The sequence below is a fragment of the Ignavibacteriota bacterium genome (genome assembly GCA_016218045.1).
Classification (GTDB): domain Bacteria; phylum Bacteroidota; class Ignavibacteria; order SZUA-365; family SZUA-365; genus JACRFB01.
On record JACRFB010000012.1, the window covers coordinates 40544 to 54872 of the forward strand.

Here is a 14329-nt window from a genome sequence, read left to right on the forward strand (position 1 = left end):
TTGTGGACGCGGATACGGCCGGGCGCCATCCGGGCACGGTGTTTGCGACTCGATACGTGAAGCAACATGGCACAGAGCAGATTCCATAGGACATTCGGTTACTCCCTCGCGGTGATCACCGCGGCCACGGCCGTGGTCATCATCACGGGTTTCCTTCTGCCGGACGGAGTACCCTCGCAATTCCGCATCATGTTCGGCGTGGTGTTGTTCCTGCTCGCCGGCTACCGTGCCGTCATCACCTATTTTCAATCCCGCCAGACGGACCGAGGCAGCCATGAATAATCCGCGCATTCTTCCGGCGCTCGCAGTGCTGGCCGTGCTCGTATTCGCCGCCGGCTGCGAGGAGCGGAAAAAGGACGAGACTCCGACGAGCGGCAAGCTGCAGATACTTGCCTGCGAGTCGCAGTCCGAAATCATGCGCGAGCAGGTGGATCAGTTCTCGCGCCTGTATCCTCAGGCCGCGCTGCGTATGCAGACGACATCGACACGCGACGCCATCGTGCAACTGCTGAACGACAGCGTGCGGCTCATCTGCGTCGACCGCGCCCTGAACGACGAGGAACGGGCCGTGGTCGAGCGCGCCGACATCGACATCGAACAGGTGCATGTGGCGCAGGACGCCCTGGCGTTTGTCGTGCATCGCGACAATCCGGCCACGCGTATTTCACACGCGTCGATACGCAACATCCTCGCGGGCAATGCGCGCGACTGGAAGGAGATTCCCGACTCGGAAGGCAGGGGGCGCATCCTTCTCGCGACGACGGGCCGCAACTCTGGCACCTTCGAGCTGCTGACCCAGCGGTTTTTCCCGGGCGATTCGCTGCCCAAACTTTCCCATATCGGCAAGACCCAGCGCGACGTGCTCGACTTCGTGCTGCGCAATCCGCGCGCGCTGGGAGTGGTGTCGGTTGCCACCGTGCGCGACACGTCGCTGCCGTTCCGCGTGCTCCAGGTCGAGCATGTCGATTCGGCCACGAGCACCATCTCGTACGTGCGCCTGCATCAGGCCAACATTTACCAGGGAACCTATCCCTATCAATATCCGGTGTACGTGTATTATTCCTCGCGGAAGGTCGGGCTCCCGACCGGGTTCAGCACCTTCATCGCGAGTACGCCGGGACAGAAGATATTCTTGAACGCGGGTCTCGTTCCCATGAGGCAACCCGTTCGATTGGTTCAACTACGTGAGGAGTAACGTCATGAAAGCACTTCGCTGGATCATTGCCGCCGGGCTGTTCTGCATTGCGCTGCCCGCGATCGCGCAGGTCGATCTGCAGCGGCTTTCGGATCTCGTGCGCGTCGGTCGCGCGGCCGAAGCAGTGCCTGAACTGCAAAAATATCTCGGCACCAATCCCAAGAGTGTCGACGCCTGGTCGATTCTCGGCAGGGCATTCATACAGCTCGAGCGCCTCGACGAGGCCGCCACGGCGGGCAAACAGGCGATCGATCTCAACGACGAACGGCCCGAGGGCTACATCGTCATGAGCCGCGTGCAGGTGCTGCAGAAGAAAAACGCCGACGCCTACGCGACACTTCGCACGGGCCTCAAGAACAAGAAAAACGATCCCTCGCTGCAGACCGAGATGGGCTTTGTGCTGCTCGCCATGGATTCGCTGAGCCAGGCCGTCGTCGTGTTCACGCGGGCGAAGGACAACGATCCGAAAAACATGCGCGCGGTCGAGGGACTCGGCGATGCCTACATGCAGCAGAACATCCCGACCATGGCCGCGCTGCAGTACGAGCAGATCATCGCCGTCGATTCGCTCGACGCCGAGGTGAACTACAAGCTCGCCAGCTCCTACATGAAGGAGAAGCGCTACGGTGAGGCGGCGCTCGCCTACGAGCGTGTGCTCTCGCAGGACAGCACCAATCAGACGGCGATCCTCAACCTCGCGAAGCTCACCTTCGCGGCGGGTCAGTACGAGCGTTCCGCGGGGCTGTTCAAAAAGCACCTCGAGCGCAAGCCCGACGACAAGGACATGCTGCCGATCTACATGGAGGCGCTCTATCTCAGCCGGCAGTTCGAGCAGGTGCTCGCCGTCGCCGAACGCGTGCTCGCCAACGATCCCTCGAACGTGAAGGCGCTGCGTCGCGCGACGCGCGTCTCGTACGACATGAAGAATTGGGAAAAGGCCATCGGGTATCTGGGCCGTCTTGAAAAGCTCGATTCACTCACGCTCGACGAACTGTACCAGTACGGACGCTCGTACATCGAACTCAAGAACGACTCCCTCGGCGTGATGCAGCTCGAACGCATCATCATGCGCGACCCGAAGCAGGACCGCGTGCTCGGCGAAATCGGCGCGGGCTACATGCGCATGAAGAAGTTCGACCTGGCAGCGGACGCTTTCGAAAAGCGGTACAAGCTCGATCCGAATTCCACGGGTTCGATATTGAACTACAGTCTGTCGTGCATGCAGCTCGGTCGTTGGGAACAGGCCCGTGTCGCACTGCGCCAGGTTACCGTGCAGAAGCCCGACTACCTGCCCGGTCATCTGAATCTCGGCCGCTGCCTCTCGCAGATGGACTCGCTGAAAAACGCGGTGCCCGTGTACGAGACGGTGCTGACGCTCGGCGCGGCCGATCCTGAGAAGTTCAAGATGGAACTTGCCGAGGCATACAAGATGATCGGCGTGTACAACCTCATCAACAAGGCCTACGAGAAGGCGCTGCAGAACCTGAACAAGTCGATTCAGCTCAGGGACGATGATGCGCAGACCCACTTGTGGAAGGCGCAGACACTGCAGAACCTCAACAAGAAGGATGAGGCAGTGAAGGAGTACAAGAAAGTGCTCCTGCTCGATCCCAAGAACAAGGAGGCGAGGAAGGGCCTCGAGGTTCTCGAAAAGTAACCGCGACCGCCGCAGCCCCCCGAGCGACACGCCGGGGGGCGCGTTATTTTCCGTCTCCCACAAAACCGCCCACATTTATTCTGGAGGCCTGTGATGAACACACGCCGCGTGACCGCCATTGTCCTTCCGGTGCTGTGCCTGCTCGTTTGTCTGTCGATACAGGTGCGTGCACAAACCGATACGTCAAAGTCCGCCTCCGGCGCCCCCGACTTCGATACACCGCCGCGCGTCACCATTCAGGCCCCCGCCACCTATCCGCCGCAGGCGTTGAAGGACGGCACGGAGGGCACGGTGTACGTCCAGGCCGTGATCACCGAGAAGGGCCGCGTGCAGTCGACCACGGTGTTGAAGACCGAAGCCGAAGTCCTCAACGACGCCGCCTGCGCCGCGGTGAAAAACTGGCGCTTCACTCCCGCCACCAAGGACGGGAAAAACGTCGCGGCAACCGTCACCATTCCCTTCAAGTTCAAATTGAACAAGGACGGATCGAAGTAGGCGGCGGCTGAACGCAGCTTCCGCGTGGCGCGGCGCGGGAGCGGTCCGCGCGCGTTTTTTTTCCTCCCGCGTCGTATCTTTCGTTTTCCCGTGACTCATCCATCCACTTTCAACCCGACCCGATCATGAAATCTCTTCGTACCGCCGCGCTGTCCCTCCTCGCGCTCCTCGTTGTCGCAGGTTGCGGCAAGAAGGCGGAGCCCGTCAGCATCGCCGCCTGGGACCAGTACACGGATCCCTATTACCGCATTTCGTTCAGCCATCCGCAGGGCTGGAACGTCAGTGCCGACGGCAGCATTTTCAAGGTCTATTCCTCGCAGGAAGCGGCCGAGAAATTCTTCGATCCGTACTCGAACAAAAAGGACGGCGTGGAAATCGTCGTCGGTCGGGAAAAGCTCGACACGCTGCAGACGCTCGAAGGGTACATGAACGCGTACAAGGAAGAGCGCACAGCCGCGCAGTTCCTGGTCAAGACCGTCGAGCCGAAAAAGCTCGAGGACTTCGACGGCATGATGATCGTGTACTCCGGCGCGTACACTAAGGAGAATAAAGTCACAACCGCCCGCGTGGTGACGATTCAGGATTCGACGATGTACTACGTGCAGTACTCGGGCTTCAACGAACTGTACGATTCGTACAAGGTCGTGTTCGACTCGCTGCTGGCGTCGGTGCGTTTGCCCAAACCGAAGAGCGCGGCCGAGACCGCCGACCCGAGCATCCCGTCGTCGGAGTTCGACACCTTCGACAACTTCGCGGTGAAGTTCCAGTACCCGAGCAACTTCGACGTGGCCACGCCGCGTCCGAAGGGCGAGAACACCTTCTCGGCCGAAGTGAAGGGTATGCGTCAGGATTGTTCGATCCGCATCGACATTTTCCCCGCGAAGGGTCTGTCGGTCGAAAAGGTCTTCGAGCAGAATGAGAAGTTCTACCGTGCGACGGGCAAGGGATCGTCGACCATCGACGGTCTGAAGGCCCCGTATCTCAGCTACGCGCCGATGAAGGGTGTGGACAGCCGCGCATACTTCGTCGTGAAAAACGACAAGGTGATCCGCACCATCGTCAACTACCACTCGCCGATGAAAGCCCAGTTCCTGCCGGCCTTCGAGCGCACCGTGCAGTCGATGAAAATCAAATGACGGTTGGAATGGTAGATGGTAGATAGTAGATGGTAGACGGTAGTTTCGGAGACGGAAGTATACGTGCCGTGTCACCTTGAGTCCCGCGAAGCGGGAGAGGGTGGAACGGCACGATACTTTGATAGTGAATCCCCCTCCTCCGTTCCTCCCTGTGCAAACGTGCACCGAGCGGAGAACTACTCACCGCGCCAGGCGATGAAGGCGCGGTGGAGCTGTTTGTCGGCGTACGGATCGTCAGCGTCCGGCGCGAGTTCGGCGGCGGTATAGCCCGAGCGCACACCCAATACTGTGACGAGGCGCGCGGGCTCGTCGATGTGATACACGATGCGCCAGGTGCGGTAGGCGATGGCATGTGTGGCATCGGTGAGACCATATAGCCCCGGGGCCGCGGTGATGCGCTTGCGGCGTGTGTTGTGCGGATCATGCCGCAACTGCACGTCGATGAATCCCGCGAGATTGATTCCGGCCTCCGCGCGGATCCATGCGATCTCCGTTTCGGCCGCGGAGTCGAGCCGCAGATCGTACTGTTCGTCGAGCGCGTCGCGCACCCAGGCCGTGCCCGCGTCGGGAAAGGAATCCGCGTAGGGGAGGTACGGTTTGACATCGAGCACCGGCGTGCCGTCGAGCAGGTCGCATTCGCTGACGCGCAGAAGCAGGCCGTCGCGGCCCTCGACACGCACGCAGGAAAGTCCGATTGGATTCGGCCTGTACGGAGCGCGCGTTGCGAAGACGCCCACCTTGTCGCTGCGGTGGCGCGGCACACGCACCTTCGGGCGCCAGCCCGTATTGCGGTGGAACACATACACGATCCACAGACGCTCGAATTGTTCGAGTCCCTCCAGCGCCTGCTCGAAATTTCGATGCGGCGCGAACTCGATCACACCCCCCGCGTCCCGCGCCAGCACTCCCTGCCGTGGCGTTTCGTAGCGGTACCTGCGCTCGCCGTGAAACACGCCGACCGCCTCGAAGTGTATCACCATGTCCGCCCGTTCCTTCATGCCCCAAACTCGCCCCCCGCCGCATGGGAAACAAGGGAGTAGGGAGTGGGGAGTGGGGAGTAGTGAGTAGTGAGTAGGGAGTTTTTCCTCCTGTCTCCTTTCTCCTGTCTCCTCACACGATCTACGCAGATCCATCTACCCTCTACCTATCTACCAACTACCATCTACCGATCCACCGATCCACCGATCTACCCGCCTTGTTCATTCAACCAAGAAGATCGATATTACACGATTCCTCCCGTGAGTGTCCGCGCAGTCCGGGCACTCGAATCCCCCCACCTTGTCGTATCGGGAATTGACGCGATGATCGAATTCTTCTACTCCTCGGAAAGCGAGCGCTTCACGCCCATCGAGCAGATCCGCAAGGGCTGCTGGATAGACATGCTCGCGCCGACGGAAACGGAACTGCAGGAGATCTCGCGACTGCTCGAGGTGGAGCTCGATTTTCTGAAGGATCCGCTCGATTCCGAAGAACGCTCGCGCGTGGAATTCGAGGAGGGACAGATGCTGCTTATCTTCGACATCCCCATCGTGGATTTTTCGGGCGAAGGCGAGGCGACGGACTTCACCATCGAAACGCTGCCGCTCGGCGTCATTTTTCTTCCGGACCACATCATCACGGTGTGCCTGAAAAAAACGCCGATCATCGAGGAATTCAAGATGAACCGGATCAAGCAGTTCAGCACGCGGAACAAGAACCGCTTCCTGCTGCAACTGCTGCAAAAGACGGCCACCTACTACCTCCGCTATCTCCGCCATATCAATCGCAAGACGGAGGAAAACGAATTCAAGCTGCATCAATCCACCAAAAACGCGGAACTCTTCGAACTCCTCAACCTCGAAAAGACGCTCGTGTATTTTACCACGTCACTCCGCTCGAATCAGAACGCCATACGGCGCTTGACGCGTTCGCGGCTGTTCCATTGGACGGAGGAGGATGAGGAACTGCTCGAGGACGTGACCATCGAATTCGATCAGGCCATCGAGATGACGCAGATCTACAGCAGCATCCTCACCGGCCTCATGGACACCTTCGCCTCGGTGATTTCGAACAATCTCAACATGGTGATGAAGCTGCTCACGTCCATCACCATCGTGCTCGCCATTCCCACCATGATATCGAGCTTCTTCGGCATGAATGTCGGGCTCCCGATGCAGGACCATCCGTTCGCGTTTCTCGGGATTATCGGCCTCACCATCGTCCTTGTCGCGGGCGCCGTGTTCTACCTGAATCGGAAAAACTTGTTTTAATTGTGGGATAATACCTGCTGTCTTCTGGGAAGGATGGCGAGGGATAAGAGCTTGCTGTATAACGAATTACGTTGCGCAGTTCGAGTCCGTTGTAGGATGCGGTCCGAATTTTGCTCTTGAAACGCAGTATCCAATTGTACAGATTGTGTGATCGGCACGCTTCCGTCCGGAAGTCCGTATTACGCATGTAGACAAGGAGAGGAAACGATGCGGGCGATGATACTGGTTTGCTGCCTGATGTGGGTGTACACGGCGGCCGCGCAGGAGAAGGAATATCTCGAAATCTCGATCTTCAACGACAGTGTGGTGGTGGCGAATGTCAATGTGTACGAGAACTGCGCCGCGCGTTTCGACGTACGGGTCGATACCACCGAGACGGGATTTTTAATCACACAGACCGACACCGTACGCGAGAAGATGCGTTGCATGTGTGTGTTTCGGATCGAAACGGTTTTCCGCGGACTCGAGCCCGGGATGTACCCCGTGCGTGTACGGCGGCAATACCTGACGAAGTACGGCTACCCCGCGGATTCGCTCCGTTTTATTCAGGACGGCACCATCCTCGTCTCGTCACGGCGCCTGGCGCGGTCCATCGACTCGCGGCAAGGTCCGTGTACTCCGCTCGGTCTCGATCCTGTGATCACACCGCGGGCGCCGGTGCTGACTGTGCATCCGAATCCTGCAACAGATTTTACGTCGCTTCAGGTAACCCTGTCCGAAGCGCGTCGTGTTGATGTGACCTTGTTCACGGTGGAGGGCGCGCGGATCCGCAGCCTGTATTCCGCTGAGTGCACGGGCGGATCCACCACGATATCACTCGACACGGGCATGCTGCCCGCGGGTGCGTATTATCTGGTGGTGGAGAGCGGCGACGGAATCAACGCGGCGCCGTTACACATCGTCCGTTAAACGCGCCTAACGCGCGGCGAGCGCGATGTGGCCGATGCCGCCGAAGGTGGCCGACACGACATCGCCCGGCGCGACGGGCACTGCTTCGGTGATGCCACCGGTGAGAAGTACAAAGGACGGCGGCAGTTCCACGCCATGCTCCGCAGCGAGGTTCAGCACAAAGGCCGCCGAGGCGAAGGGGCTGCCGAGCACCGCGCCGGGTGTGCCCGTGTGCACGATGTCGCCGTTCTTGCGCAGCACCACACCCGCGAGGTTCAGCTCGTCGAAGGGGAGCGGCTGCAGATCGGGCGACACGATATACCGGGAGGACGAACAGTTGTCCGCAAACACGTCGGCGGCGGAGAACTTGAATTTGCGATAGCGGCTGTCGATCACCTCGAGGGCGGGGGCAAACGCCGACGCGGCGAAGGCGACATCCACCGCCGTCATGCCCGGCGTGTAGTCAAAGTTGTGGAAAAAGAGCGCAATTTCCGGTTCGACGCGCGGGTGAATCAGTTCGCTGCACACGATGGAGTCTTCGCAGCGCATGAAGGGCAGCAGCGTGCCAAAACCCGGCTGGTCGACACCCATGGCCTTCTGTTTCGCCGCGCTGGTGAGCGCGGCTTTCAGACCGACAAGCGGCTGATCGTAGAGCGCGACCAGCGCGCGCTGAATGCGGTAGGCGTCGGCCGTGCCGAGCGCGGGCCATTCGGCGATGAGCGGATCGATGTCGCTGCGTGAGCGTTCGGCGTCGTGCAGACGACGCGCGGCGTCCTGTATCTGATCGGGCGTAAGTGTCATGATGCGTCCTTGTTTCGGGAGAGTTCCACGGCTACGTCGAGAATCATGTCCTCCTGGCCGCCCACCATGCGCCGGCGGCCGAGTTCCACGAGTATGTCGCGCGCGTCGAGGCCGAAGCGTTCGGCGGCGCGCTGCGCGTGGAGGAGGAAGGAGGAATAGACGCCCGCGTAGCCGAGCGAGAGGCTGCGTCCGTCGATGCGCACCGAGCGTCCGGCGCGCTCGAGCATGGGGCGGACGAGTTGGTCGGCGGCGTCCATCAAGGCGTAGAGTCTGCATCCGGTCTCGAAGCCCTCGCGTTCGGCCACGGCGGCGAACACCTCGAGCGGCGCGTTGCCCGCGCCCGCGCCGAGTCCCGCCAGCGAACCATCGATGCGGGTCGCGCCGTGCCGGGCGGCGATGATGGAGTTGGCGACCCCGAGGCCGAGATTGTGATGCGCGTGATACCCGACCTGGCACGACAGGCGCTGCCGCAGCGCATCGACACGATCGGCCGCGTCGCCCATGAGCAGGGCGCCGGCCGAATCGACCACGTACACACAGTGTGCGCCGTAGGATTCCATCAGCGCGGCTTGCTCGGCGAGTGCCGCGGGGGGAATCATGTGCGACATCATGAGGAAACCGACGGTGTCGAGTCCGCGCCTCACCGCGTACCGTATATGCTGCTCGGCGATGTCGGCCTCGGTGCAGTGCGTCGCGATGCGCACGGTGCCGATGCCCCAGTCCGCCGCGCGCTCGAGATCGTCGATGGTGCCGATGCCGGGGAGGAGCAGGGCGGCGAGCTTCGCGTGTTGCAGGACGCCCGCGACCGACACGATGTATTCTTCCTCGGTGTGTTTCGAAAAGCCGTAGGTGAGGGCGTTGCCACCCAGCCCGTCGCCGTGCGACACCTCGATGATGTCGACACCCGCGTCGTCGAGCGCGCGCGCGATGGCGAGCATGTCGTCGAGTTCGAAGCGGTGCGACAGTGCATGCATGCCGTCGCGCAGCGTCACGTCGCTGATGATGAGCCGCTGTGTGGTCATGGCTGCGCTCCCTCCGCGCCGCGTCCCGCGCCGGCGAACAACTCGCCCGTGCGCAGCGCGGCCGCGGTCATGATGTCGAGATTGCCCGCGTAGGCGGGCAGGTAATGCGCCGCGCCTTCCACCTCGAGCAGCACGCTCACCTTGAGGCCGCGCAGCGTCTCGCCGCCGGGCAACACGACGGGCGCCTGTTCAAGATCCTCGAAGAGGGGAGGCGCCACAAACCTGTAGCCCGGCACATAGGCGCGCAGGGCCGCCTCCATGTCGGCGAGCGAGGAGCGGATGGCGGACTCGTCGCCATCGGGCACAACGGCGTACACGGTGTTGCGCATGATGCGCGGTGGTTCGGCCGGATTCAGGATGATGATGGCCTTGCCGCGCGCGGCGCCGCCCACGCTTTCGAGCGCGCGCGCCGTGGTCTGCGTGAACTCGTCGATGTTCTGGCGTGTGCCCGGACCCGCGCTTTTGCTCGCGATCGAGGAGATCATCTCGGCATAGGTCACGGGCGCGGTGCGCGAGATGGCGTACACGATGGGAATCGTCGCCTGCCCGCCGCAGGTGATCAGGTTTACGTTTTGTGCGTCGAGATGCGCGCCGAGATTCACGGCGGGCACGATGGGCGGACCGACCGCGGCGGGAGTCAGATCGATGGCGGTCTTGCCATGCGCGGCCAGTATGCGCGCGTGCGCGTGATGCGCGGCCGCCGAGGTTGCGTCGAACACGATATCGATGGAATCGAACAACGCGGCGTCGGCGAGCAGGCCCTCGAGTCCACCATGCGTCGTCGCGACACCGAGACGTTCCGCGCGCGCGAGACCTTCGGACGCGGGATCGATGCCCGCGAGCGCCCGCAGCGACAGCGACCCGCGGCTGCGCAGCACCTTGATCATCAGATCGGTGCCGATGTTGCCGCTGCCCAGAATGGCGCAGCCGACGGACGCGGTGCTCATGCCTCGAAGCGCGCCGCGACGATGCCGAGCGTCTGCATGTGCATCTCGATCCAGTCGCCCGCTGCGGGTATCACCGGCGCTGCGAGTCCGCCCGACAAGATGACGTCGCCTGCGCGCAGCATGCCGCCGTACCCGCGCAGCGTGTTGGCGAGCCAGGCGACGGCGGCAACCGGATTGCCGAGGCAGGCCGCGCCCGCCGCGGTGGATATCAGCGCGCCGTTGTGAAAAAAGCTCATGCCGATGTGGCGCAGGTCGAGTCCGTCCACCGGTGTCGCAGTACCGCCCAGCACAAACATGCCGCTCGAGGCGTTATCGGCGATGGTGTCGCCGAGTGTGATGCGCCAGTCGGTAATGCGGCTGTCGATGATCTCGAGGGCCGGCATCACGAAGGCGGTGGCGCGCAGCACGGTGGCTTCGTTCACGTACGGGTCGTCGAGATCCCGGTCCAGCACAAATGCAATTTCGCCTTCTACCTTCGGCTGTATGAGAGCGGAGAGGGGCACGGGCCGGTGTTCCGGCACATGCATGGTGTCGAGCAGCACGCCAAAATCGGGTTCGTCGACGCCGAGCGCGGTGCGTATGGCGGCCGAGGTCAGGCCGATCTTTTTTCCGACCACTCGCGCACCCCGCGACTTGCGGCGCGCGATAAAGGCGTCCTGCACCGCGTATGCCGTCGCGAGGTCGAGCACGGCGCCGCGCGCGCTCAGGGGCTCGATGGGCTGCCGCGCCCCGAGGGCCTGGTCGAGTTCTTCGGCGTACTGTTCCACACGCTGTGATGTCATGCGCTGCTGTCCTTTCGGTGATCCGCTGCCGCGGAATTCTTGGTCGGAGGAAACGTAAAATGTACGATTCCGCTGCGTTTTTCCCAACTGGATAGCGCGTGTCAGGATTTGCGGCGTAGCGTGGTCACAGGCGGAAAGCAGCGCCGACATCCACCGCGGATCCGCGTCACGTACCCGCGCCGCGGATGCGCCGTCGCACCCGCGGACAGTTGCGAATGAGACCGCGGCGTCCCATTTTCCGCCGTCAATCCTATATCGGAGTTCCCATGTCCCATCTACACGAGAGGTTCCGCCGCGCACGCACCGCGTACGCTCTTGCCCTTTTTGCAGCGCTGCTTCCCGTCGGAATCCATGCGCAGCCGTCGCAGTGGACCCTGACCGGACCCGGCGGCGGAGGCGCCTTTTACCTGCCCAGCATCAGCCCGCACAATCCCGCCATACAGTACGTGGGCAGCGACATGAGCGGCGCCTACCGCAGCGTCAACGCCGGTCGATCCTGGACGATGCTCCCGCATACACAACTGCAGGGAGGCAACACGGGCGCGCGCGTGGCGTTTACGAGTGATCCCGCGGTGCTCTACGCCGTGACCACCGCGCACGACCTGCGCGTGCCGGTGAAAAGTCTTGACGCGGGACAGACGTGGTCCGCACTCGCATCGGATCCGACGGGCGGCGGCGTGTACAGCATCTGGGCCGACCCCGCCTCCACGCAGCGTGTGCTGCTGTCGGACTATACGCGGCTCTATTTTTCGAACGACGGGGGCGCGACATTCTCGCAGAAGTTTTCGAGCAACACCAACGGATCCGGCTGCCATATCGGCGGCGTGCACTTCGAGGGATCGAACATCTGGATCGGAACAAATGCCGGACTGCTGCTCTCGACGAACAGCGGACAGACGTTCGCGCTGACCGCGGTGAGCGGCATACCAGCGGCACAGTCCATCGTGTCGTTCGCCGGCGGTTCCTCCAACGGCATCACACGGTTTGTCGCCGTCACGCTCGGCGTCAACGACGTGTACGCGGGTGTGACAGGGGCCGAGTATGCGAACTTCGAAGACGTGTACGTCCTGCAGGCGGGTCAGAATACATGGATCCCGGCGAACAATGGGATATCCGGAGCCGATTATCCGTTTTTTGCGGGCATGGCCTCGAACGACGCGAACATCATGTACCTGGCCGGAGGCAGCGACGGCAACGCCCCCATCGTGTACCGCAGCACAAACGGGGGACAGGTCTGGACGCCGGTATTTCTGACGGGAAACAACCAGAACATCAACACCGCGTGGTGCGGTTCGGGCGGCGACCGCGCATGGTCCTATCCGGAATACGCACTCGGATTCGCGGTGGGGCCGCGTGATGCGTCGACGCTGATGTTCACCGACCTCGGCTGCGTCCACGTGAGCAGCAACGGCGGGCAGTCGTGGGCGCAGGCCTATGTCGATCCGCGTGATGAAAACCCGGCGGGTTCGCCGACGCCCACAGGCCGCGCCTACCGCTCCAACGGACTCGAGGACACAAGCGTCTGGTGGCTTGCGTGGACCGATCCGCAGAAAATATTCGCCGGGTACACCGACATTCGCGGCGTGCTCTCCACCGACGGCGGCGTGAGCTGGTCGTTCAACTACACGGGACACACCAACAACACGATGTATTGCGTGGTGAAACACCCGGGCAGCGGAAACCTGTACGCGGCCACATCGTCGATACACGACCTCTATCAGAGCACGTATCTGCAGGATTCACGCATCGACGTGGGCGCGGGGCGCGTGCTGTTTTCGACCAATGGCGGCAGTGTCTGGCAGACGCTGCACGACTTCCAGCATCCCGTGGTGTGGGTCGCGCTCGATCCGGCGAATCCGAACCGTCTCTATGCCTCCGTGGTGCACAGCAGCGCCGGCGGCATCTACGTGTCGAGCAACATACAGCTCGGCGCGGCGTCCACCTGGGCGCGGCTCGCATCACCTCCGCGGACGCAGGGGCATCCGCTCGCGATACATCTGCTGCGCGACGGTTCGCTGCTCTGCACGTATTCGGGCCGGCGCGCGGGCAGTCCTCTTGCGTTCACCAACAGCTCGGGTGTGTTCCTGAGCAGCGATGGTGGCGCAACATGGAGCGACCGATCCGGACCATCGATGGTGTACTGGACGAAGGACATTTCCATCGATCCCGCCGACGCGACACAGTCCACCTGGTACGCCGGTGTGTTCGGCGGCTGGGGCGGTCCGCCCAACGGTCTCGGCGGCCTGTACAAAACAGTGAACCGCGGCACGACATGGATCAAGGTGTTCGACAACAACTACGTGGAGGGCTGCGCCTTTCCGCCCGCGCAACCCGGCGCGATGTACGTGATGACCGAGCAGGACGGGCTCTGGCACACGACAAACCGGAACGCCGCAACACCCGTGTTCACGCAGCTCGCGGCCTTTCCGTTCCGCCATCCGCTGCGCATGTTTTTCGCGCCGCTCGATTCGACCGAGATGTGGGTGACCACGTTCGGCGGCGGGTTGTGGTACAGCGGCGGGCAGAAGGTGCCCGTGGAACTCACGTCCTTCGCCGCGACGGCCGAGCGCGAGGGCGTGCGGCTGCGTTGGACCACGGAATCGGAAACGAACTGCCTTGGCTTCGACATCGAGCGCCGCGTGGCTGCGGAAAACGGCGTGGCGCCCGGAGCGTGGATGGTCTGCGGCGCGCGCGCGGGACAGGGCACAAGCACGGCGCGGCACGACTACGAGTACTTCGACAACACCGCGCCCGGCGCCGGGTTGCTCGACTATCGCCTGAAGCAGATCGACGCCGACGGCGCGTTCCAGTACTCGCGCGTTCTCACACTCGCGCGTGAAGCACCTCTGGATTTGCGCATCCGCCACGCCGAGATACACAACCGGCGCGTCGTGGAACTCGTGCTCGAAGCACCGTTCGATGCCACCGTCACCATGCGCCTCGTGGCTCTCGACGGACGCGTGCTTGCACAACAGACCGTATCCTGCAGGACGGGAATTCAGACGCTGAACATGCCTCTGGGCACGGCCACGTCGGGAGTCTACATCGTGACCGCGGAGGGCGGCGGCCGCGCACATTCGACACGTGTCGTGCTGACGCAGTAAAGGCCTGCTTCACAGAACCGCTATAAAACAGGAACGCCCCGCAAGACGGGGCG

General features: G+C 62.5%; 13 protein-coding genes. 8 read left to right on the top strand and 5 right to left on the bottom strand.

Annotated features, from left to right (window positions below):
- Window positions 1-66 precede the first annotated feature (66 nt).
- The 5 genes from HY962_03515 (at window position 67) to HY962_03535 (ending at window position 4483) form a co-directional block, all read left to right on the top strand.
- A complete protein-coding gene (locus tag HY962_03515; protein ID MBI5645976.1) occupies window positions 67-282 on the top strand; it encodes a hypothetical protein in 216 nt (71 codons plus the stop codon).
- Entirely contained in the window at window positions 275-1195 is a 921-nt protein-coding gene (locus HY962_03520) for a substrate-binding domain-containing protein (GenBank protein MBI5645977.1), read from the top strand. Before HY962_03515 ends, HY962_03520 begins: the two co-directional genes overlap by 8 nt.
- A gap of 4 nt (window positions 1196-1199) precedes the next feature.
- Entirely contained in the window at window positions 1200-2852 is a 1653-nt protein-coding gene (locus HY962_03525; GenBank protein MBI5645978.1) for a tetratricopeptide repeat protein, read from the top strand.
- A 93-nt stretch (window positions 2853-2945) separates the two neighbouring features.
- A complete protein-coding gene (locus tag HY962_03530) occupies window positions 2946-3347 on the top strand; it encodes an energy transducer TonB (protein ID MBI5645979.1) in 402 nt (133 codons plus the stop codon).
- A 125-nt stretch (window positions 3348-3472) separates the two neighbouring features.
- Entirely contained in the window at window positions 3473-4483 is a 1011-nt protein-coding gene (locus HY962_03535; GenBank protein MBI5645980.1) for a hypothetical protein, read from the top strand.
- Between the two features lie 176 nt (window positions 4484-4659).
- Here the strand turns inward: HY962_03535 and tsaA are convergent, their stop codons facing one another.
- Window positions 4660-5481: a tRNA (N6-threonylcarbamoyladenosine(37)-N6)-methyltransferase TrmO gene (tsaA, locus tag HY962_03540; protein ID MBI5645981.1), complete on the bottom strand. Its 822-nt coding sequence runs from the start codon at window positions 5479-5481 to the stop codon at window positions 4660-4662.
- Window positions 5482-5784: 303 nt separating this feature from the next.
- Here tsaA and HY962_03545 point away from each other — a divergent pair, with 303 nt between their 5' ends.
- Window positions 5785-6732 carry a magnesium transporter CorA family protein gene (locus HY962_03545; protein ID MBI5645982.1) on the top strand — a complete coding sequence of 316 codons (948 nt, stop codon included), beginning with the start codon at window positions 5785-5787 and terminating at the stop codon, window positions 6730-6732.
- Between the two features lie 207 nt (window positions 6733-6939).
- Window positions 6940-7641 (top strand): T9SS type A sorting domain-containing protein, encoded by a 702-nt coding sequence (locus HY962_03550; protein ID MBI5645983.1) that lies wholly within the window; start codon window positions 6940-6942, stop codon window positions 7639-7641.
- A 6-nt stretch (window positions 7642-7647) separates the two neighbouring features.
- Here the strand turns inward: HY962_03550 and HY962_03555 are convergent, their stop codons facing one another.
- The 4 genes from HY962_03555 to HY962_03570 are packed head-to-tail and all read right to left on the bottom strand — an operon-like array spanning window position 7648 to window position 11172.
- Window positions 7648-8421, bottom strand: a complete 774-nt coding sequence (locus tag HY962_03555) for a 4-oxalocrotonate decarboxylase (GenBank protein ID MBI5645984.1) — start codon at window positions 8419-8421, stop codon at window positions 7648-7650.
- Window positions 8418-9443 carry a 4-hydroxy-2-oxovalerate aldolase gene (gene dmpG, locus HY962_03560; GenBank protein ID MBI5645985.1) on the bottom strand — a complete coding sequence of 342 codons (1026 nt, stop codon included), beginning with the start codon at window positions 9441-9443 and terminating at the stop codon, window positions 8418-8420. Before dmpG ends, HY962_03555 begins: the two co-directional genes overlap by 4 nt.
- The gene (locus HY962_03565) at window positions 9440-10390 is read right to left on the bottom strand and encodes an acetaldehyde dehydrogenase (acetylating) (GenBank protein ID MBI5645986.1); all 951 of its coding nucleotides are present in this window, start codon (window positions 10388-10390) and stop codon (window positions 9440-9442) included. The genes dmpG and HY962_03565 overlap by 4 nt, the downstream gene beginning before the upstream one ends.
- Window positions 10387-11172, bottom strand: coding sequence for a fumarylacetoacetate hydrolase family protein (locus tag HY962_03570; GenBank protein MBI5645987.1), 786 nt, complete (start codon window positions 11170-11172; stop codon window positions 10387-10389). Before HY962_03570 ends, HY962_03565 begins: the two co-directional genes overlap by 4 nt.
- Window positions 11173-11438: 266 nt before the next feature.
- Here HY962_03570 and HY962_03575 point away from each other — a divergent pair, with 266 nt between their 5' ends.
- Complete coding sequence (locus tag HY962_03575) at window positions 11439-14276, top strand: hypothetical protein (GenBank protein MBI5645988.1); 2838 nt, start codon at window positions 11439-11441, stop codon at window positions 14274-14276.
- Window positions 14277-14329 lie beyond the last annotated feature (53 nt).

What these genes read in the sequence shown, in the direction of transcription:
- HY962_03570 (MBI5645987.1), bottom strand. Translation starts at nt 11,172, where the DNA reads ATGACATCACAGCGTGTGGAACAGTACGCCGAAGAACTCGACCAGGCC.
- dmpG (MBI5645985.1), bottom strand. Translation starts at nt 9,443, where the DNA reads ATGACCACACAGCGGCTCATCATCAGCGACGTGACGCTGCGCGACGGC.
- HY962_03530 (MBI5645979.1), top strand. Translation starts at nt 2,946, where the DNA reads ATGAACACACGCCGCGTGACCGCCATTGTCCTTCCGGTGCTGTGCCTG.
- HY962_03545 (MBI5645982.1), top strand. Translation starts at nt 5,785, where the DNA reads ATGATCGAATTCTTCTACTCCTCGGAAAGCGAGCGCTTCACGCCCATC.
- HY962_03520 (MBI5645977.1), top strand. Translation starts at nt 275, where the DNA reads ATGAATAATCCGCGCATTCTTCCGGCGCTCGCAGTGCTGGCCGTGCTC.
- HY962_03535 (MBI5645980.1), top strand. Translation starts at nt 3,473, where the DNA reads ATGAAATCTCTTCGTACCGCCGCGCTGTCCCTCCTCGCGCTCCTCGTT.
- HY962_03525 (MBI5645978.1), top strand. Translation starts at nt 1,200, where the DNA reads ATGAAAGCACTTCGCTGGATCATTGCCGCCGGGCTGTTCTGCATTGCG.
- HY962_03550 (MBI5645983.1), top strand. Translation starts at nt 6,940, where the DNA reads ATGCGGGCGATGATACTGGTTTGCTGCCTGATGTGGGTGTACACGGCG.
- tsaA (MBI5645981.1), bottom strand. Translation starts at nt 5,481, where the DNA reads ATGAAGGAACGGGCGGACATGGTGATACACTTCGAGGCGGTCGGCGTG.
- HY962_03565 (MBI5645986.1), bottom strand. Translation starts at nt 10,390, where the DNA reads ATGAGCACCGCGTCCGTCGGCTGCGCCATTCTGGGCAGCGGCAACATC.
- HY962_03555 (MBI5645984.1), bottom strand. Translation starts at nt 8,421, where the DNA reads ATGACACTTACGCCCGATCAGATACAGGACGCCGCGCGTCGTCTGCAC.
- HY962_03575 (MBI5645988.1), top strand. Translation starts at nt 11,439, where the DNA reads ATGTCCCATCTACACGAGAGGTTCCGCCGCGCACGCACCGCGTACGCT.
- HY962_03515 (MBI5645976.1), top strand. Translation starts at nt 67, where the DNA reads ATGGCACAGAGCAGATTCCATAGGACATTCGGTTACTCCCTCGCGGTG.